The organism is Teredinibacter purpureus, assembly GCF_014217335.1.
GTDB lineage: Bacteria > Pseudomonadota > Gammaproteobacteria > Pseudomonadales > Cellvibrionaceae > Teredinibacter > Teredinibacter purpureus.
The window spans coordinates 2,723,878-2,745,542 of sequence record NZ_CP060092.1; the positions used below are offsets into that span (position 1 = coordinate 2,723,878).

Consider the following 21,665-nt stretch of genomic DNA (forward strand, 5'->3'; position numbering starts at 1 on the left):
GTATGGCAATGAAGCCTTATCAGCAGTTAACCCATTCGGTCGTGTTTGAGTTAGAGGAAAAACGTAGCCGTTTCTTGTGTTATCTCTATCCCGTCACTTCTCGAGAGCAATCGCTGATGCGCTTAGAAAGCCTTCGGGTCGAGTTTCCTGATGCACGGCATCATTGCTGGGCGTATGTCATTGGCGATCCGAAGCAACCTATAACGCAAGCGTATAATGATGATGGTGAACCAGCGGGTACGGCGGGTAAGCCTATACTGAACGTACTGGTGCAGCGAGGGGCGGGGGATGCTTGTGCGATCGTTGTTCGCTACTTTGGCGGCATTAAATTAGGCGCTGGTGGCCTTGTCAGGGCTTATGGTTCGTCGGTATCGCAGGCGTTGGATCACGCTACGTTGGCCGCGAAAATACCGTTGGCTGAACTTTCGGTTTTAATCGATTTCAATTTTGAAGCAGTGGCTCGCCGTTTGGTTGCACGTTGTTCAGGCGAAGTGTTAGAGGTAAATTACGGCGTAGAAGTAACACTCGTTGTGGTGCTGCCTATAGACCAAGAGGGTATTTTCAGAAAAGCTTTGCAGTCGTCGACAAGTGGTAGTGCGACTATTCAAGCGTGTGGTAGTGCGACTATTCAAGCGTAATGCTCTTACCGCTTAAATCATCAGGCTAATATTTCACATCGCGTTCACGCAGGCCAGTGAACAATGCTAGATTAATAGCCCTCATTTATTATTACACTTCAAGCCTATTATGTTGTCATCTTCTAGCCTGAATATTCTCCAATCTATTTATGAGCGATTGGTCGCACATGAAGAGATCTTTCTTATCACCGTGTTAAGCACGTGGGGTAGCTCTCCTAGGCCTCCTGGCTCCATGATGGTTTGGAGTGAAAAGAGTGGTGTTATTGGCTCTGTTTCGGGTGGTTGTGTAGAGGACGATCTTATCAAGCGCTTGCTAGCTAGGGAGTTCGATGGATCTTTGCCTTGTGAAATACCGTACGGTGGAGAGGCGGATGCGCAAGGCGAAATCCGCTTGCCTTGCGGTGGAATACTTAAAGTATTAATCGAAAATGTGTTGCCTTGCGATCTTTCCGAGTGGAAAGCCATACGTGATTACGTTGCTGAGCGGCAAGGTGTGAGCCGGTGTATTTGTCGGGCGTCGGGTGCTTGGCGGTTTGTGGTGAGCCAATCTCACTCGTTAAAGTCTTCCGATACACATTTACAAGTCTATATGGGGCCAACACGAAAGCTTTTAATAATAGGCGCGAATCAAACAAGTTTTTATTTGGCGAACTATGCGAGCTCGCTCGATTTTGATGTCACCATTTGTGACCCGAGCGATTCATTAAGCGATCTGTGGCAGACAGAAGCGTTTGAATTCGTGGGCATATATCCGGACGGGCTTATTGATGACCGTTTTTCCGATTCGAACTCAGCGATTGTGGCGGTGTCACACGACCCAAGGTTGGATGACATGGCGTTACTTGAGGCCTTACCAAGTGATGCGTTTTATGTGGGCGTGATGGGCTCACAAAAGACAACCGTGGCCAGACTAAAGAGGTTAAGAGAGCTAGACGTTACAAGCGCGCAAATCGAGCGGTTACACGCGCCCATCGGTTTGGATATTGGCAGTAAAACACCCGCTGAAATTGCAATTAGTATCGCGGCACAGCTTGTTAAGTGTTATGGGCACTGATCCTTTAACGCCAGGGTTTCTAGTGCTGGCCGCTGGGGCTTCCCGTCGCTTTGGTTCATGCTGTAAATTGGCCTCTCTTGTCGGTTCCAAAGGGCCAATGCTGGACGCAACTTTAGCCGAAATTCATTCTGTTTCCTCTAAAGTTGCCGTTGTCACCTCCTCTATGAACGCAGTTATCAATGAGCGGGTGGCTAACCTTGGTATCCAATCGTTTGCTTTTCCAGCACAATCGCCCGGCATAGGGGAGTCTATTCGGTTTGGTGTGGCGTCGACCCCTCATTGGGGGGGCTGGATTATTTGCTTAGCGGATATGCCTTTTATCGCGGCTCAAACCTATCAAGCGATATTGACCGAAGCACAGCACTATTCGCTAGTGGCCCCCAGTATAGGGGGAAGGCGTGGGCATCCTGTTTATTTTTCTAATCGTTACCAATCTTCGTTGCTTGCGCTACAAGGAGATGTTGGTGCAGCAGCGTTACTCGCTCAAAATGCTGCCGAATTGCACCTTCTAGAGTGCGATGATAAAGGTATTTTTTACGATATCGATACCCCTGAAAACCTTTCTAGCCTTCCAGAATACTCGTGTTTGCGCGATTGACGGGCATTAACGTCTCGGAAGAGCGTACACTTCGTGACTTGTAGTCAAAATGAACTTATCATCGCGATATCTGTTGCCTTTCGATGGCTATCAAAATGACTACTTATTAGTTGAAACTCACAATACTGATGGTTAATTTCGCCATTCCGTTAAAACGAACATTATTGAAATGTAAAAATAGCTAATAAAAACAGTTAGTTACAAATTTTTTTTACATTGGCATAAAAACTGTAATAACTTCTTCGAAGATAGACATAACGTACTATTAAGGAGAAATAAGAATGGGCATTTTTTCCCGATTTTCAGACATTATTAATTCAAATATTAATTCATTGCTCGATAAGGCAGAAGACCCTGAAAAATTGGTTCGCCTTATAATTCAAGAAATGGAAGAGACATTGGTTGAGGTTCGGACCGTTTCAGCGAAATCTATTGCGGATAAAAAAGAGTTACTTCGAAAAAAGCAATGGCTAGCGGACCAAGTTGATGCGTGGGAAGGCAAAGCCGAACTCGCTATACAAAAAGGCCGAGAAGATCTTGCCAAAGGAGCCTTGGCTGAAAAATTAAAATTCATTAATGAAGGCGTGGATGTCGATTCAGAGCTTGATGCAATTGAAGATGGCTTACAGTCTCTTGAGGGTGAAATTACGCAGCTTCAGCAAAAAATTGCGGAGGCGAAAGCACGTCAAAAATCGTTAGTCGCTCGCCAAAAAACAGCCACCACAAAATTGAAAGCACGTATGGTGCTTAAGGGTGGATCAGTCGAGGAAACACTGTCTAAGCTGGAAGGCTACGAACGTAAACTGGACGAGCTTGAAGGCAAAGCAGAATCTTTTGATTTGGGTGAGAAATCGCTCGCTGACGAAATAGAACAGCTGGCTAAGAATGATGAAATTGAAGTACAGCTCGCAGCATTAAAAGCGAGAGTTAATGCTAAAACCGACGGACAAAACTGAGGGGCAATGGAATGTGGTACCAAATTATAGGCATACTCGAAACGCCGTTGATTCTTTTTTGCTTATTCATTGCCCCTATATGGGTATACATGCATTACAAGCACAAAGGTAAGCCTGTGACGGCAGAGACTGAAGGCGATAAAAAGAAGATCGAAGAATTGTTAGCGATGGCTGACAAAATGGAAAATCGTATTGATACGCTGGAGTCCATTTTGGATAAACAAGACCCCAACTGGAGGCACGAGGTATGAGTGAATTCAGAAACGAAAGGAAATTATACCGAAATAGGAAGCGCGGCGTCGTTGGTGGTATTTGTGCGGGCCTGGCAGATTACTTCGACGTAGATGTGGTGTTAGTTCGAATTATCGCTATCACGTGTTTATTCTTTACGCTTCAGGTTGCATTCATCGCGTATTGGGTAGCGTACTTCGTACTTAATGATGATCCGAAGACGTTGACCAATAAGAGTGGTCATCTGAAATCGAAATTCCGTAATTCTTACCAAAGAAAAGCGGTATTCAGTAGCGTACATGATCGCTTCCGGAAAGTGGAAACGCGTATAAGAACGTTAGAAGCTTATGTGACATCACCGCGCTTTAAACTCAGTGATGAGATCGATAGTTTGTAGCGTAAATTTCTATTCAATACTGAAAGGATGACAGTAGACATGACTACAGAGTGCGGTAATTGCGGTAGAACATTGGAGGGTAAGAAATCGCCCGCGCCATTCTTTTTGGGTGGCATTAATGCAAAGCTTTGCTCTGGGTGTTCTCATCGCGTAAAGGAGCAGTTGGTTGGTGTTAGGCATCTGCTGTTTAAATCTATATCTATTGCAACGGCCGCCACAATTGTACTACCTCTCATGTTTGTTTTTGTACTGTCTGTAGCTTCAAATCAGGTTAGTTTTGGGTATAGTTCTCAGTTTTTTTTCCAAAAGGCAGAGTCTCTTGGCAGTATTATTTTATTGTTGAATTTCGTGGTTGTGTTTTTGGGGTTGAGCGTGCCAGACATTATGCGATACAGGGATGTTAGGCGTTAGTGTTGTTGGCTTGCGAGGAGCCTCGTGATTGAGTTCTATTTATAAGGCCTATTGAAGAATAGGCCTTTTTTATGTCTAGGCGCTTAACATGGTTTTATGTGTTATAACGTTTACCCTTTACCAATATGCACTAGGAGGATAAGTGAAAAAAGTAGGTTTTTTAATCGCTTTTATAACCGTCGTTATTTTAATCGGTATGTATATCTATTTCAGTGGAAAAAATTATTTGATTGTTGTACCTGAGAGTGAAATACAGCAAAAGCTAAACACTAAGCTTCCATTAAAGAAATCGTATTTTGTTTTTTTTGACATAACCTTGGATAACCCGAGAGTTGACCTTGTTGAGGGGAGTGATCGGATTAACGCGGGGCTGGATGTAGAACTCAATATTAAAATTGTTAACGAAGGTAAACCTCTTGGCGGGACTGTCGATGTGTCGGGTGCGTTGCAGTATCGTCCAGAGGAAGGTGCGTTTTATTTGCTCGATCCCAAAGTCGAAAATCTCGTTATGCAAGGGTTGCCTAGCGAGCTTCAAGAAAAAGCGTCGAAGGTAGCAGAGAAAGCGTTGCTAACGTTTTATTCAGAGCGCCCGCTGTATCGTTTAAAAGCATCGGATGTAAAACAGGCGGCGGCCAAGCTAACATTGAAAAATATTGTTGTTAATAAGGAAGCGTTGGAAATTACGCTTGGTTTATAATTATATCAATGTTGTGTTGAATTTGTGGGTGTTCCTAAGTAAAAAAGTTCACAACCTGTATGCACTGAAACGTGATACAGGTTGTGAACTTTTCGGGTTCTAGGGAATAGGCGTGTAGCGTTAGCCCATTATCACAACAACGGTATTGATTGCCTTGCACGTATTGGGGTCGATAACATTACCTTCAATGAGCTGACCGTTAACGGTTACGCTAGCCACGCCTTTTTCGATTCCGTTGGGGTTTTCCACTGAAATATTAAACGTTTTATCACGAAAAATACGAGTAGCTGTAAAACTGGGCCAGTGTGAAGGAATACACGGGTCGATCTTTAAACCGTCGTATTCAGGTCTAATGCCCAACATATACTGAGACGTAGCGTGATAGGCCCATGTTGCCGCGCCAGTCAGCCATGGTAGACGAGAAGCGCCGTATCGAGGGCTGTATTTACTGTGGGTGCTTTGGCAAAATACGTAGGGCTCACTTTCGCGCACTTCAGCTTTTTCGTTGAAGGCCGCGGGCATGAATGTTCTTAAGTAATCATAACCACGATTACCGTTTCCAAGCATACTTTCGGCCATTACAACCCAGCCTTGGGTATGACAAAAAACAGCCCCGTTTTCTTTCATGCCTGGGTTGAATAAGCGCGCACGCATAATGCTAGGGTCAAGTTTTGTGACGGGAGGGTCTAGTACCATTAGGCCAGCGTCAGTTGCAAGTCGCTCGTTAACACTATCCATTGCGAGTTTTGCTTTTTCTTCAGAGGCATGGCCGCTAAGTACAGACCACGTTTGTGGGTTGAGAAAGATGGAGGCTTCTTCGCTTTCGCTCGAACCAAAAACAAAACCGTCGACCCGGAAAGCGCGGCGATACCACGCACCGTCCCACGTGTGTTCATCAAGGTTTTTATCGAGAGTGGCGAGGTGGCCTTTTGCCCACGTAATTTCGCTGTCGAGCGCGCCTTTCATGGTACATATTTCGATGTAGGTCGAGAGTGCGAAGCGTAATTGCATGGCAACAAATACAGTCTCGCCGTCTTGACCTAGTTCAAGGCAATCGTTCCAGTCTGCAAGTAAGCCACAGGGTAATCCGTGATTGCCCAGCCGGTTTAGGCTGAATTCAATTGCGCGACGCAGGTGCCCTAGAACGGTGTCGTCACCTTTGTCGCCATAGGGCAGTATTTTGTCGTAGAAGCTCATGTCACCGGTTTCTTTCACCAGTGCTGGCACGGTATTGAATAGCCACATGCAATCGTCGGAACGGTATTCCGTTTCGTCAGGCAGTGCTTCGGTGCCGGGAGTATGGGCGTAAGGCTTCACGACGGGCATCGCGCCGCCAGTAGAAACTTGCCCTGTAATCATTAATTCTAATCGTTCTTGTGCCTCTGCGGGAATGGAATGCAGTGTGCCGAGCATATCTTGTACGGTGTCACGATAGCCAAGCCCATCGCGCTCGCCGTTATAGACTAAGCTTGCCGCGCGTGACCACGCGAAGGTAATCAGGCAGTTGTAAGGGTTCCAAGTATTAAAAAAGCTGTTAAGTTCGGTATCGGGCGTGTTGGCGCTAAAGTTATTTAACTTCGAGTGCCAGTAGTCTTTAACATCGTCTAAGGCTTTTTCGACGTTTATCATATCGGAAAACTGAGCACGTGCGGCAGCACCTTCGACGTCGGCGCGGCCTATTCCCATAATCACACAGAACGATCGACTCTCGCCCGGTTGTAGCTCAATGTCAATTTGCAGCGTACCACAGCCATTATCCGCGACGGCGATAGACTGACCGCATTCACCTTGTTCAACCGCTAGTGGGTTGTGGTAACTGCGGTAAGGCCCTAGAAATTTTTCGCGGTCGGTGTCGTACCCACTAACATCGGCACCCGCAACGGCAAGAAAGGTGTGACGGCCTTGGTCCGAATCTTCGAAGTCGTCAGGGTTTGGGTCCATGCTGACGTTGGTGCCGTGATCGATAATGCCGTCTTTTACCGACATTTTCACAATGTAAGCGGAGTATTGGAGGTTCAGCAGGTCGTTTGTCAAATTCCAATTGTTGGTGTATTCCACAAACGTAAAAAGGCGAAGCTTGCGCGGCGTATCGCCTTTGTTGGTGAGGGTTGTGTGCCAGATTTCATTGGTCTGGTTAAGCGGTACAAAATAGGTGCTGCTGGATTCAATATTGGAATATTGTGAGGTTATTGTTGTGTAGGCCGTGCCGTGTCGACATTCGCTTTTGTATTCTTCTAGAGGTTTACCTACCGGCTGCCATGCGTTCGACCAGTAATCTCCGCTGTCTTGGTCGCGAATATAGATATTGCGACCGGGCTGGTCCATAGGCACAGCATTTGAGCGATAGCGAGTAAAGCGCCCTTGAGCTGCGGATTTGTAGAAACTATAACCACCAGCGTTATTGGTAATAATCGCTCCGTACTCGGTTGAGCCTAGGTAGTTAGTCCAGGAGCGAGGGGTGTCTGGGCGAGTAACTACATACTCGCGATTTTGGTCGTCGAAATAACCGAATTTCATGGTGGAGAATCTCGTTAGGTTAGGATGATGCTGGACACCTTAGCTTGTGCTTCAGCGCCGTATAGTCATTATTAAGAATAAGGGGGATTATAAATAAGCTTTCTGCGAATGTCGTGATTGAATATAGCGTAATACTCGGATAGCGCACGTGATGGCTGCTGGGTAGACAATAGAAGGTTGGGCTAATATGATCGAGTGCTGCGTATCGTGAGTGGAATTGTCCTTCATTTTTAGTGGGCTTAGCCCGCTCTAGCCTGGTAGGTGTTTGTTGATTAGCCGTATCTTTGTCTCCGTTGTACAACGTTGTTCATGTTTTATCTATATTTTGCCTTTCATCGCAGCGTTTTCTCACGCTGTTCAAGCGAACAATATTGCGCCTCCACGAGGTGATGCTGAACAAGCTTTTGCAGAGTTTGGCTCATCAATTTTTCAGGTTCGAATTATTAACCTTAAATCTCATAATCTCAATAGCTCTGGAACCGGCTTTTTTGTTGCGGATGGGCATTTGGTTGCGACGAACTACCATGTGATTTCCTCTGTAGTACTAGAGCCACAGGAGTACAAGGTCGTTATCAAAAGAGAAGGTCGCGAGGTGGCACTAGAGGTCGTTGCCATTGATGTTGTTAATGATCTAGCTGTTTTGAGGGTAGAGGAACAAGGCAAGCCTTTGCTTATGAGGGCACTATCACCGTTTAAAGGTGAAAAATTGTATTCTATTGGCAATCCTCACAATATAGGGATGACCATTGTTGAAGGGAATTACAATGGGTTGGCCGATGGCTATGTTTTCGATCGAATCCATTTTTCTGGCGCTTTAAACCCGGGTATGAGCGGTGGTCCCACTATCGATGTTAATGGCGATGTTGTTGGCGTAAATGTTCAAACAGCAGGCAACCAAGTGGGTTTTTTAGTCCCTGTCGAAAAGTTAACTCGGTTGCTTGATGGCGTTAGCGGGGGGGCGGGGGCGGTAGCGGCGGTAGCCGAACCTGAAGAGGTCGAAGATTTAACCGAGGCTACGCAAGATGATGAGGAGCCGAAGGTCGTGCTCTACGAGCATCTTCAGCACGCGATTGGTGAGCAGATAATGAGTGCAACCAGCACGCTAATTGATGAGATTAATACGCGCGATTGGCCTACAGAGTTATTATCTGATGCGACAGTGGTTGGCGAGGTTCATCCGGGATTTCATTGTTGGGGGCAAAGCGATACCGATGAAAAGTTGAATATATTAACCGTCGTGAAAGGCTGTAATAGTCGGCAGTCTATATACGTCTCTAGTGAATTGGATTCAGGTTATTTTGAATATGAATTTCGTTATATCGAAGGTAAAGATTGGCCCGCGATGGCCTTTTATCAATATGCTAGCAACGAATTTTCTCACGGGCGCCCTTCGAATAGTGCGGGAGAGGAGGATGTAGAAGATTTTACCTGTGTCAACGATATTATCGAACGAGAGGATGGCTCGGTACGTCGACGAGCGGCTTTTTGTGCACGGCCCTATAAAAAATACGGCGGGCTTTACGATACTTTTTATATGGGGGTCACCATCGATAAAAATAATAGAGCCTTAATGGAACACTTTTGTCTCTCTGGCGTCGACAAACAAAAATCGAATGAATTTATGACTCGCTTTATTCAACAGGTGAAATGGCAATGATTGTTGAAATCGTGACAAAGTCAGGTCGAGTAATGGAAATACACGCCTTCCAAAAAGATCATATTTCGATTGGTCGTGGGTACGGGAACGATCTGATTCTCCAAGATCCGTATATGGATGCTAACCATTTGGAGGTTACTTTTGATCGCGGTGAAGGCACGTTTGTTGTGCGAGATTTAAAGTCGACGAATGGAACAAAGGCTGAGCCACCCTTGGCAACTCTACGACCTTGCGAATTGGAGTCGTTCCAAAGTGGGGAAATACTTACACTGGGAAAAACGCATATCCGTTTAATAGACCCTTCGCATGCAGCTCCAGCCGCCTTAAAACTTTCTGCGTTCGAGCCAGTATTTGCGTTGCTTTCAACGTGGCGGGTTATGCTATTTTTATTGTCGGCAATTATTACAATCACTATAACGCAGGCGTACTTAGCGAATCCTTTTTCCGAAAAATTATTAAAAGAACTTAATACGGGTGTGATTTTTCTCTTTGTAGCGCTTTGCTACGGCGGTATTTGGATGTTAGCTGCTCGATTACAACGAATGGAAGGCCGGCTTTTATTTAACGTAAATATCTTATTATTCCTGTTCGTAGTTGATGGCACATTCCAACTTTTTGTGGCGGTTTACGATTTTAATATCGGCTGGTTGCTTTCCACCCATTACTTTTCATTGGTTCTAACGTTTTGGTTGGTCGCAACGGCGTTATTTGTATCGAGCACTCAAACACTTCATTTAAAACGATGGCTTGCGGGTGGCATTGCTGGGGTATTGGCCTTGCTATCGATAATGACCGATATTAGTGCCATTATATTTCCTGCCGACTTTAGCGCCCACCCCGTGTATAACATGACATTAGTAGAGCCTGCCCTACAGTTGCGAGGTGAGGTAAGTGAAGCGGAGTTTATGCTGTTAGTTGAGGATGCTTTTCAACGTGCAGAGGAGGCGAGCGAATAGCGGGGCGGAGGACGATTAAATGTTACAAAAAAGCCTGCAATAGCAGGCTTTTTTGTAAGGGTTACGCTGTTTTCAATTTCTGTTGAACTTCATCCATTTTGGCATCGGATAATTGATAGGCCATCATCGCTAGTGCTGCCACTATAGACAGCGCTGCAGGTATTAGCGTAAACATCATACGAATACCCTGAATGGTTTCTTCTGGTTGAGCAACGTTGGGTTCATAGTTGAAGAAGGCCAAAAGAAAACCTCCTGATGCGCCGCCAACGGTCCACCCCATTTTTTGAGAAAATGATGCACCGGAAAAAATTAACCCATCTACACGTCTACCTTTAGCGGCTTCGGTATAATCGGCAATGTCGGCGTACATGGAGAATACAATTACCGTAATAGGCCCAGCTAAAAGACCGTTTGCTAAATGTAAAGCACCAAAAAGAATCATGCTATCTGGGCTAATCCAATAAACTACTGCGATGGTGACTGAATTTAGCAGCATAAGGGCGATGTACACCATTTTCTTATCGCGACCTTTGCAAATCCACTGGGTGAGTGCAGCGCCAGCTATATTGCAAATGGTAAAGCCAGCCATAAACCACTTAGCCTGATCTTCCATATTCAAGTAATACTTGAAGTAATACATGATCGAAGCACCGCGTATCGATACCCAGCTTAGCGTGAATATTCCAACAAAGAACAAGACATAAAAGGGAATGTTTGATAGCAAAGCGAGAGCATCATTTTTAATGGAGTGCTTTTTCTTTATAGGTTTTACGCGTTCTTTAGTCCAGCTAAAAGTGAAATAAAGCAATATGGCGAAGATCACCGAATAGAGCCCCATAGTCATTTGAAAGCCGAGGCGGTCATCGCCTTCGCCAAACCAACCAACTAGATCTAAGGTCGCAAATTGTACGATCAGGCCAGCGCAATAGGCGCCAATCAATCGTGCAGAAGAAAGACCGTTACGCTCGTCTCTGTCGGATGTCATAACCGGCAGCATAGAGGAGTAGGGGATATTAAGAATGGTATACACCATGCCGACTAGAAAGTAAGTGACATAGGCGTAGATAACTTTGTTTTGGTCAGATATGTCTGGCGTGGTGAAACACAGTGTGGCAACTATGCCTAAAGGTAAGGCGCCAAACAGCATGTAGGGTCGAAATTTGCCCCAGCGCGTTTCTGTCCTGTCTGCCAGCATACCCATTATAGGGTCGTTTATTGTATCCCATAATCGGGTTATCAAAAATAAGGAACCAACCGTTAAGGCTGAAATGCCAAACACATCCGTGTAAAAATAGGTTCCAAAATAAATAAACGTCATCCATACAAAATTGAATGCAGCATCCCCCATGCCGTAGCCAATTTTTTCTTTAATGCCAACTTTGGCAAAATCGGAAGTCATACATATCTCCGGAGGTCGGCGGGCGTTGCCCGTGTGAAATTGTTATGGTTATAGTGCAGGCCGAGTATAACTGGGATAGTCAGGAATAGGTATCGTCTGCAGAAACTCCTATTTGACTTGTCCGATCGAGAACAAAAAAGCCCCTAAAAAACGGGGCTTTACAGAGTCTAGTTAAGCACAGATTAGAGGCTAGCCTAGTACAACTTCAACCGTAACGGTTGCGCCTTCGGCTTGCACGGGTATTACGGTGCCCTCTACTTTCTCTCCATTTACGGTGAGAGATTTGACGCCTTTACAAACGTTGTCTGGGTTTTTCACTTCGATGGAGTACGTTGCGCCACGGAACTTACGTGACACGGTATAGCCTTTCCATGCGCTCGGAATACAAGGGTCTACGGCTAGACCGTCGTAATCGGGTTTTACGCCCAGAATGTATTGTGTAATCGCAACGAAGTTCCAAGAAGCCGTACCTGTGAGCCAAGAGTTTTTGCCTTCGCCAGGTTTGTAGGCATCTTTACCTGCAACCATTTGGCAGTAAGCGTAAGGCTCAACTTTATGTAAATCACTGATATCTTCTAGATAAGCAGGCGCGATCTTTTTGTAGGTATCGAAGGCTCGGTCACCGTTACCAATGGTGGTTTCGGCGATGGTAATCCAGGGGTTGTTGTGACAAAAAATACCGGCGTTTTCTTTATACCCTGCAGGGTAGGTTGAAATTTCGCCGTACTCGATGACATATTTGGTGAAGGCGGGTTGTTGTAAAACAATACCGTATTCACAATCAAGGTGCTCTTTAACCGATTCCATGGATTTGTGCACCATGCCGTCGTCTAGACCAATGCCGGCCATGCCACAAAAACCTTGCGACTCGATGAAAATTTTACCTTCTTCGTTTTCTTTACTACCAATTTTCTTACCGTAGTAATCGTATGCGCGGAGGTACCACTCACCATCCCAGCCATCTTTCTTAACGGCCGCTATCATGGCGTCGACGTGTTTTTGTGCTTCTGCGGCGTCAGCATCGTTCCCAATGAACTTACAGAGCTTAATAAACTCTTTACCGTACAGCACAAAGGAGCCGGCAATCATGAGTGATTCTGCTGTAAATCCTTTTTTATTCCCGGTGGTTTGGAAGGATTCGTTTGGATCTTCAGAGAAGCAATTTAAGTTTAAGCAGTCATTCCAGTCTGCACGGCCAATTAAGGGCAGGCCGTGTGGCCCTAAATTGTTCACCGTAAAGTAGAAAGAACGCTTTAAGTGTTCGAAGTGGCTAGTGGCTTTACTTTCATCGTTATCATAAGGCACTTGTACGTCAAGTATACCGAAGTCACCCGTTTCTTTAATGTAATCGGTGGTGGATAAGATCAACCATAGAGGGTCATCGTTAAAACCGCCGCCTAACGCGTCGTTACCGCGTTTGGTTAAAGGCTGATATTGGTGATAGGCAGAACCATCTTCGAATTGAGTTGATGCAATATCGATAATTCGTTCGCGCGCACGTTCTGGTACTTGATGGACAAAGCCAATGAGATCTTGGCTGGAGTCACGGAAGCCCATGCCACGGCCAATGCCGGTTTCGAAGAACGAAGCCGAACGGCTCATGTTAAACGTTACCATGCACTGGTACTGGTTCCAGATGTTTACCATACGGTCTAGTTTGTCATCGCCACTATCAACGGAATAGGTCGATAATAGGTCTTCCCAATAAACACGTAGTTTGTCTAGTTCAGCATCAACTTTCTCAACTGTATCAAAGCGCGCAATCACGTCTTTTGCAGGAGTCTTGTTGATGATGTTTTTGCTTTCCCATTTATTTTCGGGCTCAACTTCAATATAACCCAATACAAATACAAGCTCTTTTTCTTCGCCTGGGGCCAGCTCTACTTCTATGTAGTGAGAGGCGCAAGGCGACCAGCCATGAGCTTCAGAATTTCGGGGCTTGCCTTCGAATACAGCGTCAGGGCGGTCAAAGTCATTGTAGAGACCTTTCCATGTGTCGCGGTCTGTATCAAAGCCTTGAATTGGGGCATTTACAGAATAAAAAGCGTAGTGATTTCGACGCTCTTTAAATTCAGTTTTGTGATAGATAACAGAATCTTCGATTTCTACTTCACCGGTAGAAAAGTTACGCTGAAGATTTTGCATATCATCTTCAGCATTCCAAAGGCACCATTCAGCCCATGAAAAGAATTTTAATTTTTTCGTTTCGTTCGACGTATTTTTAAGCTTAACTTTTTGAACTTCGGCCCATGTTTTTAATGGGATAAAGTAGGTTACTTCTGCCTCAACGCCATTACGTTCACTCGTGATGCGCGTATAACTCATACCGTGCGCACATTCGTATTTATCGAGATCTGCTTTTACGGGTTTCCAGCCTGGGGACCAAACATCACCACCGTCATTGATATAAAAGTACTTGCCGCCATTGTCGACAGGAACGTTGTTATAGCGGTATCGGGTTAAACGACGGAACTTGGCGTCTTTATAAAAGGTGTAGCCGCCAGCGGTGTTGGATATAAGACTAAAAAAGTCCTCATTTCCCAAGTAGTTGATCCAAGGGTATGGGGTTTTCGGGTTTGTAATGACGTACTCTCGGGCGTCATCATCAAAATGACCAAATTTCATTTTGTTTCTACCTTAGCTTAAGTGGTTAGGAATTTTATAAATTTAGGGGGAAAGGCAGAATGCTCCACCATTTCCCCCAGACTTATTATTGTTATGAGTTCTTTAAAGCATTTTCCTGTGCAATTTCTTCTTCAGGCCAATCACACAAATTCTGATACCACGTCTTCCAGAGCACGAGGGCCGCAGCCGCCGAGATAGCCGCTGTAATGGCAGCGAAGTAAAACTCTTTGATTACAAAAAATATGGGTAATGCAACCAACGCAGTTTGCAGAATTATACCGACAGCAATGTTAAACATATCGCGACGGAAATGGGGGTTTCGAGTGAATTCAGGGTTTTCTTTGGCTACTCGATCGTGAATAGGTTTCCAGAATCCCCAAGGGCGTACACGCTTGTAGAACGTCATGAGGCGCTCTTCATCTTCAGGAGGCCCGTAGATGGTGCCCAATATTGCCGCTATTGCAGACCCAACTAAAATGACTGGGAATGAATAGAGCGGGATTATATCGCTTGGCAAGGTAGGCACTAGTATCCCAATAATAGTGGGTAGCGTTAGAGCGAGGAGTATGCCTGACGCCATACCACAGAAATAGCCCATACCATTGAAGCGCCACCAATACCATTTGAGAACATTAGAAACAGTATAACCGCCATACAAACCGCCGACTATCCATTGTAATACGGAGTTGATGCTGGAGATGAATAGACCAATACAGGTGCTAATCAGTACAACTGAAACCGAGACAATGTAGCTCATTCGAACCAATCTATGAGCGGACGCTTGAGGGTTTATGTAGCGTTTATAAATGTCGTTCACTAAGTAGGCGGGAGCCGCGTTTACCGTAGAGGCGAAGGTAGACATAAAGGCCGCGAGTAAGCCTGCAAGCAACAAACCGGCAACGCCCGCAGGGGCGAATTGTCGGATAGCGGATGGCAGAATGTTTTCGAAGTCCATGTTACCGGCTGTTCTTAGGTCGAGTTGATCGTAGTAAACAAGCGCTAGAACAGTAAAACCTGCAATCATCAAATAACGAATAGGCATGAGTACAACAGAGACAAAACCACTCATTTTCGCTGCTTCACGGGGTGATTTTGTTGCTAATACTTTCTGCATGTCATAGTTAGGTGCAGGGCCTGCAGCACTAATAAGAACACCTTTAAATAAAAGCATCATGACGAAAGCGGCAAACAACTCATAACCATCGGAGTTGATTTTAGTCATTACTTCTGGGATGACGTTGGTCCAATCTAAGCCAAGATTCCACCCAAAGAAAGGGTTGCTCCAGCCTTCGGGAACCGCTGCTTGAAATGCTTCTGGTGATACTTGCATCATGGCGATGCTGGCAATTATTACAGCTGAAACGGCCATAATGGTAAATTGCAAAACATCAGCCCATACAATACTGAGCATACCGCCAAGCATGACATAAAAGGTGGCAATGGCCGTGAAGAAAATACCGTACAGATGGGGTACGTATTTAGCTGATACCGCAAAGGGTACGTATGGGGCAACGTTTTCCCATGGAATAAAGATTTCCATGAACTTGCCTATGCCAACAAAACCGTAGGCTAAAAAGCCCAATACACCGATAACGGCGAATACGATTACAATGCTGTGCGAAAGGGTGCCGCCTAGGTCATCACCGAAGCGGAGTCGAATCCACTCTGCGCCGGTCAATACATTAGAGCGACGTAACCAGACGGACAAGAAGACCATAAGGAAAACTTGGTTAAATACTGGCCAAGCCCATGGTATCCACATGCTTTTTAAGCCGTATACAAATAATAGCGTTACAAGCCACATTGTACCGGAAATATCGAACATGCCGGAGGCGTTAGACAAACTGAGCATGTACCAAGGTAGTGTTTTTCCACCGAGAAAATAAGAGTCGAGATTTTTGGAGGCTTTCTTCTTCAGGAGCAGACCGATAATCACGGTGCTGACCAGATAGAGGCAGATAATGGAAATATCCAAATACGTTAAGTGCATAAAATAGGCGCCTTAAATGCTATGTAATTGTTATCGCTGGGGCTGAGCCAAGTCGATGGAGTAATACCGGTGTTACTTCTGAGACTATAGTCGCCAGAAATAGGTGGTAGCACGGTATAGCTATCGATAATCGTTAGTGCATATCGATAGTTAGTGTTAGTGAAACGCCGGTTGTTCCATTAATAGCTCTATAATTTCAGCAGCGCAGCTGCCATCGTTAAAGAGACATCTAAGTGAACCCATTGTTACGCTCGTACTATGGTAAAACAAGATCCATGGTCTCGAACAGAAATCCCCTAGGTTTGTAGTGCCGCCCTTACCACTCGTCACGCGATCGCTTCTTTTCATCCACATTTGCCAGTGCCAACGAAGGAACCCTCAAATGTGACTGTATTTTATTGCAATCTCGAACTTTCTCGATACTCTCGCCGCCAGAAAAATTGGCTGCATAGCAGTGAATATCGCCTCCCAATCATACGAGTCTCTTTTAATGAGATACAGACAAGGCAAAGGTCGCGGCTATTTTAGGAGAATTTGAGGCGTTTGACAGCAGTTTGCACATAAAAACACTTTCAAACTAAGTAATTACTACGAAAGTACGTGGCTGAGGTGCAAAGAGGGTGTAGTTTTACCTGATAATTGTACAAAGGTTAGCTATATACATCATCAGCTAATAGAGCGGGCAGCAGAAAATTATAGTGAGTGTAGGTGAATTTAACGTCACCGCACCAAATTGTGGCACTAAAGTCCTTGTTATCGTCGTCGAATGTACCGATCAAATCCCTACCTGAGGAATTGGTTTTTGTTAAAGCTGCCACGATTAGAGGTACGCGTCGGGAGCGTTACTCTATTGGCGTTCGTTGCCTAGGCGTTTGAGTTGTCATTAAGTGATTAACCTTGTGCGGCATAGCAAAGCGAAAGGCCCTTAAGCACCCGCCGATGATCTTAGACAAATTCATCGGCGGCCAATAGGTTACGCGTTACCCTACAGTAAGAGTACAATTAAGTTTGCAGCTTCGTGCAAAGGAGGGAAACGGCAATGTCGTATTCAAATCAACCGTTAAAACGAACGGCTCTAGTAACAGGGGCAGGAAGCGGTATTGGCGCGGCCTTATCGTTGTCATTAGCGAAGCAAGGTTTTGATGTTGTTGTGAGCGACCTTGACGAAATATCTGCGCAAAAAGTGGCTGATGAAGTGTTGACACAAGGTTTTCAAGCTCGTGCGTTTAAGCTGGATGTTTCCAAGCAAGACAATATTGACGGGGTGGAGGCCAGCGTAGGGCCCATCGATATTCTTATTAATAATGCAGGCCTGCAATTCGTCGCTAAGCTTGAAGCCTTTCCGCCTGAAAAATGGAGGCAATTGAACGAAGTGTTACTGGTTGGCCCTGCTATGCTCACTCGGGCATTGTTACCTTCAATGAAGGCGAAAAATTTTGGCCGGATTATTAACATAGGGTCTATTCACGCATTGGTAGCATCGCCCTTTAAAAGTGCCTACGTTGCGGCAAAACACGGCATATTGGGGTTTTCAAAAGTAATTGCCTTAGAAACTTCAGACTTCGATATTACCATCAACACCTTGTGCCCTTCTTATGTCAAAACTCCTCTAGTAGAAAAACAAATTAAACAGCAAGCGCAGGAATATGGAATGTCTGAAGACGAGGTGGTAACAACCGTAATGTTGGAGCCAATGCCTAAAAAAGCGTTTATTGAAATGGAAGAGTTGTCAGGTACGGTAGAGTATTTAGTGTCCTCTGCCGCAAAAAATGTTACTGGCCAATCTATTGTTCTTGATGGGGGATGGACGGCCAGATAATCAGGGAGTAATAATCGCTATGATTGAGCAGGAACGTACAGAGATTCTGCGCTACATAGAAAAATTTAGTGGTGTTTTCAATGATATGATGCGACAGGTTATAGAGCGTATTATTCAAAATCAGTTCGACGGCGGCTGTCAGCCTGCTGCCGATCAAAAATCTTCTCCTACATCCCCCCCCAAAATGCCTAACGTAAAAGTTAATGCAGAACAATTTGTTCAGCAGCAGTTGTTGTTTCTTGAAAAACAGCAACAGCTCTGGCAGAACGCCGCTAAATCAATGATGGGTGAGCCCACTGAGCCTATTATTGAAGAAGGAAAAGATGATAAGCGTTTTACAGATGACGATTGGGACGGCAACCCGATGTTTAGCTACATAAAACAAGCCTATTTATTGAATGCAGAATATATGCATCAAATGGTTGATGCATTAGATTTTGAGGACAAAAAGCTCGAAGAGCAGGTTAGGTTTTGTACGCGACAGTTTGTTAGCTCAATGGCGCCAAGTAATTATGTATTAACCAACCCCGAAGTCTGTCGGGAAATTTTGAACACCGAAGGCGAGAACCTCGCTAAAGGTATCGATAATTTTATGAGGGATTTGGATAATAGCCCAAACGAAGCCTTCAAAATCACACAAGTAAGCTTAGATGCCTTTACGTTGGGGGAAGATTTAGCGTATACCCCGGGAAAAGTGATTTTCGAAAACAATTTAATTCAGCTTATTCAGTACGAGCCTACTACCGATGCGACCTTTGAAAACCCGTTGCTTATTATTCCTCCCTTTATCAACAAGTACTATATCCTTGATTTAGACAAAAAAAAATCAATGGTTAATTGGTTGGTGGGGCAGGGCTATACAGTATTTATGGTCTCTTGGGTAAATCCCGATCATACGCTAAGCGCGACTACGTTCGATCACTATGTAATGGATGGCGTTATTGCGGCTTTAGATGTCGTTCAAAAGTCAGTGAACAACATGCCCATAAATGTTGCAGGCTATTGCGTGGGTGGTACTCTGTTAGCAACGGCCCAGGCGTATCTGTTGTCTCAGGGGGACGAGCGTATTCACTCGCTTACTTTTCTGACAAGCCTTTTTGATTTCTCTGAACCGGGGGAGGTAGGGCATTATATTTCTGAGGAAATGTATCCTTTAGTCGAAAAAATGGTTCAGAAAAAGGGTTATTTCGATGGACGCATTCTGGCGCTAAGTTTTTCGTTATTAAGAGAGAATAATTTATTTTGGTCTTTTTTCATTGAACACTATTTAAAAGGAAAAGACCCTACACCTTTTGATATTCTTTATTGGAACTCCGACTCCACTAATATTCCAGGCGAAGCCTATTTGTACTATTTACGGAATATGTATTTGGATAATAAACTTATTGAAGCCGGCGGTATTTTTGTAAAAAATGTACCAGTGGATTTACGTACGATAAAAACACCTAGCTATTGCTTGGCCGCTATGGCTGATCACATAGTATTGTGGCCGGCGGCCTATAAAAGTGCGCAATGCTTAGGCGGTGAAAAACGTTTTGTGTTAACGGAATCTGGGCACGTAGCCGGCGTTGTGAACCCTGTCAATCGAGGCAAATACTCCCATTGGGTCAATAGTGAAATGCCAAAAACGCATCAGGGCTGGCTGGAGGGCGCGTCTCAGCAGCAAGGATCGTGGTGGCAAGATTGGCATCAGTGGTTGCAGTTATATTCAGGTAAGAAAGTTGCACCCGCATCGGTTGGTGGTGATAGTTTCCCTGTTATCGAAAATGCCCCTGGCCGATACGTAAAACAAAGACTGGAAAGAGTTGTTCCTTCGAGCGTAGAAGAGTCGCTATAATCAATAGAAAATTAAGATAAGAGTAGCCTTGTGATAATCATCAAAAAATATCCAAATCGACGTTTATACGATACCTCTAAAAGTCAGTATATTAATTTGGAGACCATTAGAGCGCTCGTTATGGAGCATAAAGAGTTTAAAGTTATAGACTCTAAAACTGAGAGTGATCTGACAAAAAGTATTTTATTGCAAATTATCAGTGAGCAGGAGGCAGGTGATCAGCAAGCAATATTGACCGAAACAGTCCTAAAGCAGCTAATTCGGTTTTATGGGACTGAGATGCAAGATTTTATGCGTCAGTATATTGAGCAGAGTATTGCCACCTTCTTGGAGCGGCAAGATAGCTTCCAAGGCGTGATGAGCGACTTTATTCAGAGTGCTTCACCTATGACAGCATTCAATCAAATGATGGAAAAGAATATGGCTATGTGGCAGGGGTTTACAGGTACTGCTAAAAGTCGTCCTCAACCTTCCGATAGGCCCAGTAGCAGCCCTGACCCAGATCCCTCCCCCAAAGATAACGATAGCGCCAGTAGTTAGCTGGGTTCTTTCGCTCCTTTATGCTATGAGCCTGCGTGGTTTTGGGGCCTGAAAGGTCTTGATCTCGCTAATATCACTATCGCTTTTTACCGTGTTGTTGGTAGTAGTAAAATGGTATAAGAAAGTGTGCTGCATCGCAGCAAATCAGCTTGACGGACTTCCTTTTCATGCTTAAACTAAGTCTAAATACTGCAGTGCAGCAATATCATTAATGGAGGATTAGTCATGTTAGATAAAATGTTTGAGCAAGCCCAGACAATGTTTAAACCAATGAACGAACTGCTATCCCTTAATTCCAAAGTGATGGAAAACCTTGCCGATAAGCAAAAAACGCTTGTTACCGATATGGTTAGCGAAAGTATGGCATTTGCCAAAGAGTTAGGGGCTCAGAAAGATTTCTCGGGTGTCTATCAAACGCAGAAAGCGTATATGGAAGGGGTTCAAGATAAGTGGGTTTCAACGTCTACTGAATTTTATGAAGTATTGACATCGACCCAAGAGAAAGCTGGGGAAGTACTAAAAAGTGCGGCTGTTGTTCAGTAACGATCTCAACCTCGGGATATAACAGATCTATTCGTCGATTCGATCAAGCGTAATGTAAAAAAACGGTGCTTGCGATTATTGAGGAATAAAAAGCCCGGCTTGGTACCGGGCTTTTTTGTTTTAAGCTAAGCGGTGCGAGGGTGCAGTTCTGTAGGGTGGTTTGGTTCGGTCGCGTGGGAATTCGTACGCTCGCCAGTAATGCTGTGTGCTCGAGACAATTATTCTTATTGTTGAATGGAAAAGGAGTGGTGTCATGTACGAAAAACTTTATGAGCAAGTTGAAACATTATTCAAGCCTTTCTCAGACCTGATGAGTATTAATATCGAAACGATGGATGCTGTTCGAGAGAAGCACGTCGACCTTGTTAACACCTTAATGGAGAGGGGCCTTGAGCATGCAAAAGGGATGTCGACCCAACAAGGGTTGGATGATGTCTTTGGCATGCAGCAGCAATATTGGGAATCAGTACAACAAACGGTATCCGCGAGTGCGAAAGATGCCTTTGTGTTGCTGAATGATTCACACGAGAAAATGGGAGAAATGCTAGGGGTAGGTTATACGTGGTCAGATGTGCCCGTTTCAGATCCCGCGCCGCTGAAGCCTGCAAAAGAAGCGGTTAAAAACGAACCGGTTAAAACAGTTAGAAAGAAAACCGCAGCGGGGAAGAAAGCTAAGCCCAGTGCGCGTAATATTTCAGCGGCGAAGCAAACGGATTTAGTAACGGATTAGGCGCCTATAGGCCCTTACCTATTACAAAGAGATAAGGGCCTATAGGGGGCGTGCAAATTTTCTTCGCATG

At 44.8% G+C, this 21,665-nt stretch carries 19 protein-coding genes; 15 read left to right on the forward strand and 4 right to left on the reverse strand.

Annotated features, from left to right (window positions below; all coding sequences use genetic code 11):
• Positions 1-2: 2 nt before the first annotated feature.
• The 8 genes from H5647_RS11915 to H5647_RS11950 all read left to right on the forward strand — a co-directional run bounded on the left by H5647_RS11915 (position 3) and on the right by H5647_RS11950 (position 4,982).
• Complete coding sequence (locus tag H5647_RS11915) at positions 3-638, forward strand: YigZ family protein (protein WP_236074877.1); 636 nt, start codon at positions 3-5, stop codon at positions 636-638.
• 109 nt (positions 639-747) lie between these two features.
• Positions 748-1,692 carry an XdhC family protein gene (locus tag H5647_RS11920; RefSeq protein WP_045858809.1) on the forward strand — a complete coding sequence of 315 codons (945 nt, stop codon included), beginning with the start codon at positions 748-750 and terminating at the stop codon, positions 1,690-1,692.
• Positions 1,682-2,290 (forward strand): nucleotidyltransferase family protein, encoded by a 609-nt coding sequence (locus H5647_RS11925; RefSeq protein WP_045858811.1) that lies wholly within the window; start codon positions 1,682-1,684, stop codon positions 2,288-2,290. The genes H5647_RS11920 and H5647_RS11925 overlap by 11 nt, the downstream gene beginning before the upstream one ends.
• A gap of 281 nt (positions 2,291-2,571) precedes the next feature.
• Positions 2,572-3,246 carry a phage shock protein PspA gene (gene pspA, locus H5647_RS11930; RefSeq protein WP_045858813.1) on the forward strand — a complete coding sequence of 225 codons (675 nt, stop codon included), beginning with the start codon at positions 2,572-2,574 and terminating at the stop codon, positions 3,244-3,246.
• An 11-nt stretch (positions 3,247-3,257) separates the two neighbouring features.
• On the forward strand, positions 3,258-3,497 hold the full coding sequence (gene pspB / locus H5647_RS11935) for an envelope stress response membrane protein PspB (protein WP_045858815.1): 240 nt from the start codon (positions 3,258-3,260) through the stop codon (positions 3,495-3,497).
• A complete protein-coding gene (pspC, locus tag H5647_RS11940; RefSeq protein ID WP_045858817.1) occupies positions 3,494-3,874 on the forward strand; it encodes an envelope stress response membrane protein PspC in 381 nt (126 codons plus the stop codon). Before pspB ends, pspC begins: the two co-directional genes overlap by 4 nt.
• Positions 3,875-3,913: 39 nt before the next feature.
• The gene (locus tag H5647_RS11945) at positions 3,914-4,285 is read left to right on the forward strand and encodes a hypothetical protein (protein WP_052692039.1); all 372 of its coding nucleotides are present in this window, start codon (positions 3,914-3,916) and stop codon (positions 4,283-4,285) included.
• Between the two features lie 142 nt (positions 4,286-4,427).
• Positions 4,428-4,982 (forward strand): DUF1439 domain-containing protein, encoded by a 555-nt coding sequence (locus tag H5647_RS11950; RefSeq protein ID WP_045858818.1) that lies wholly within the window; start codon positions 4,428-4,430, stop codon positions 4,980-4,982.
• A 120-nt stretch (positions 4,983-5,102) separates the two neighbouring features.
• Here H5647_RS11950 and H5647_RS11955 read toward each other — a convergent pair whose 3' ends face one another.
• Entirely contained in the window at positions 5,103-7,499 is a 2,397-nt protein-coding gene (locus tag H5647_RS11955; RefSeq protein WP_045858820.1) for a GH36-type glycosyl hydrolase domain-containing protein, read from the reverse strand.
• Between the two features lie 325 nt (positions 7,500-7,824).
• Between H5647_RS11955 and H5647_RS11960 the strand changes: the two genes are divergently transcribed.
• Both H5647_RS11960 and H5647_RS11965 read left to right on the forward strand, forming a co-directional pair.
• Positions 7,825-9,156, forward strand: coding sequence for a S1 family peptidase (locus tag H5647_RS11960; RefSeq protein WP_162926376.1), 1,332 nt, complete (start codon positions 7,825-7,827; stop codon positions 9,154-9,156).
• Positions 9,153-10,112, forward strand: a complete 960-nt coding sequence (locus tag H5647_RS11965; protein WP_045858824.1) for an FHA domain-containing protein — start codon at positions 9,153-9,155, stop codon at positions 10,110-10,112. Before H5647_RS11960 ends, H5647_RS11965 begins: the two co-directional genes overlap by 4 nt.
• Before the next feature lie 61 nt (positions 10,113-10,173).
• On the opposite strand, the gene H5647_RS11970 is transcribed toward H5647_RS11965, so the two are convergent.
• From H5647_RS11970 to H5647_RS11980, 3 genes are all read right to left on the reverse strand, one after another.
• The gene (locus H5647_RS11970; protein ID WP_045858826.1) at positions 10,174-11,511 is read right to left on the reverse strand and encodes an MFS transporter; all 1,338 of its coding nucleotides are present in this window, start codon (positions 11,509-11,511) and stop codon (positions 10,174-10,176) included.
• 189 nt (positions 11,512-11,700) lie between these two features.
• The gene (locus H5647_RS11975; RefSeq protein ID WP_045858828.1) at positions 11,701-14,136 is read right to left on the reverse strand and encodes a GH36-type glycosyl hydrolase domain-containing protein; all 2,436 of its coding nucleotides are present in this window, start codon (positions 14,134-14,136) and stop codon (positions 11,701-11,703) included.
• Positions 14,137-14,227: 91 nt separating this feature from the next.
• Complete coding sequence (locus H5647_RS11980; protein ID WP_045858830.1) at positions 14,228-16,126, reverse strand: sodium:solute symporter family protein; 1,899 nt, start codon at positions 16,124-16,126, stop codon at positions 14,228-14,230.
• Between the two features lie 1,039 nt (positions 16,127-17,165).
• Between H5647_RS11980 and H5647_RS11985 the strand changes: the two genes are divergently transcribed.
• The 5 genes from H5647_RS11985 (at position 17,166) to H5647_RS12005 (ending at position 21,595) form a co-directional block, all read left to right on the forward strand.
• Positions 17,166-17,945 carry a 3-hydroxybutyrate dehydrogenase gene (locus tag H5647_RS11985; protein ID WP_045858831.1) on the forward strand — a complete coding sequence of 260 codons (780 nt, stop codon included), beginning with the start codon at positions 17,166-17,168 and terminating at the stop codon, positions 17,943-17,945.
• 19 nt (positions 17,946-17,964) lie between these two features.
• Positions 17,965-19,782: a PHA/PHB synthase family protein gene (locus H5647_RS11990; RefSeq protein WP_045858832.1), complete on the forward strand. Its 1,818-nt coding sequence runs from the start codon at positions 17,965-17,967 to the stop codon at positions 19,780-19,782.
• Between the two features lie 30 nt (positions 19,783-19,812).
• The gene (gene phaR, locus H5647_RS11995; RefSeq protein WP_045858834.1) at positions 19,813-20,322 is read left to right on the forward strand and encodes a polyhydroxyalkanoate synthesis repressor PhaR; all 510 of its coding nucleotides are present in this window, start codon (positions 19,813-19,815) and stop codon (positions 20,320-20,322) included.
• A gap of 225 nt (positions 20,323-20,547) precedes the next feature.
• Positions 20,548-20,865, forward strand: a complete 318-nt coding sequence (locus H5647_RS12000; protein ID WP_045858835.1) for a phasin family protein — start codon at positions 20,548-20,550, stop codon at positions 20,863-20,865.
• 253 nt (positions 20,866-21,118) lie between these two features.
• Complete coding sequence (locus H5647_RS12005; RefSeq protein ID WP_052692040.1) at positions 21,119-21,595, forward strand: phasin family protein; 477 nt, start codon at positions 21,119-21,121, stop codon at positions 21,593-21,595.
• Positions 21,596-21,665 lie beyond the last annotated feature (70 nt).

Excerpts from the sequence above, each read along its gene's own strand:
- H5647_RS11980 (WP_045858830.1), bottom strand. The coding sequence starts at position 16,126 with ATGCACTTAACGTATTTGGATATTTCCATTATCTGCCTCTATCTGGTC.
- H5647_RS11915 (WP_236074877.1), top strand. The coding sequence starts at position 3 with ATGGCAATGAAGCCTTATCAGCAGTTAACCCATTCGGTCGTGTTTGAG.
- H5647_RS11990 (WP_045858832.1), top strand. The coding sequence starts at position 17,965 with ATGATTGAGCAGGAACGTACAGAGATTCTGCGCTACATAGAAAAATTT.
- H5647_RS12005 (WP_052692040.1), top strand. The coding sequence starts at position 21,119 with ATGTACGAAAAACTTTATGAGCAAGTTGAAACATTATTCAAGCCTTTC.
- H5647_RS11925 (WP_045858811.1), top strand. The coding sequence starts at position 1,682 with ATGGGCACTGATCCTTTAACGCCAGGGTTTCTAGTGCTGGCCGCTGGG.
- H5647_RS11970 (WP_045858826.1), bottom strand. The coding sequence starts at position 11,511 with ATGACTTCCGATTTTGCCAAAGTTGGCATTAAAGAAAAAATTGGCTAC.
- H5647_RS11985 (WP_045858831.1), top strand. The coding sequence starts at position 17,166 with ATGTCGTATTCAAATCAACCGTTAAAACGAACGGCTCTAGTAACAGGG.
- H5647_RS11955 (WP_045858820.1), bottom strand. The coding sequence starts at position 7,499 with ATGAAATTCGGTTATTTCGACGACCAAAATCGCGAGTATGTAGTTACT.
- pspC (WP_045858817.1), top strand. The coding sequence starts at position 3,494 with ATGAGTGAATTCAGAAACGAAAGGAAATTATACCGAAATAGGAAGCGC.
- H5647_RS12000 (WP_045858835.1), top strand. The coding sequence starts at position 20,548 with ATGTTAGATAAAATGTTTGAGCAAGCCCAGACAATGTTTAAACCAATG.
- H5647_RS11975 (WP_045858828.1), bottom strand. The coding sequence starts at position 14,136 with ATGAAATTTGGTCATTTTGATGATGACGCCCGAGAGTACGTCATTACA.
- H5647_RS11965 (WP_045858824.1), top strand. The coding sequence starts at position 9,153 with ATGATTGTTGAAATCGTGACAAAGTCAGGTCGAGTAATGGAAATACAC.
- H5647_RS11920 (WP_045858809.1), top strand. The coding sequence starts at position 748 with ATGTTGTCATCTTCTAGCCTGAATATTCTCCAATCTATTTATGAGCGA.
- pspB (WP_045858815.1), top strand. The coding sequence starts at position 3,258 with ATGTGGTACCAAATTATAGGCATACTCGAAACGCCGTTGATTCTTTTT.
- pspA (WP_045858813.1), top strand. The coding sequence starts at position 2,572 with ATGGGCATTTTTTCCCGATTTTCAGACATTATTAATTCAAATATTAAT.
- H5647_RS11945 (WP_052692039.1), top strand. The coding sequence starts at position 3,914 with ATGACTACAGAGTGCGGTAATTGCGGTAGAACATTGGAGGGTAAGAAA.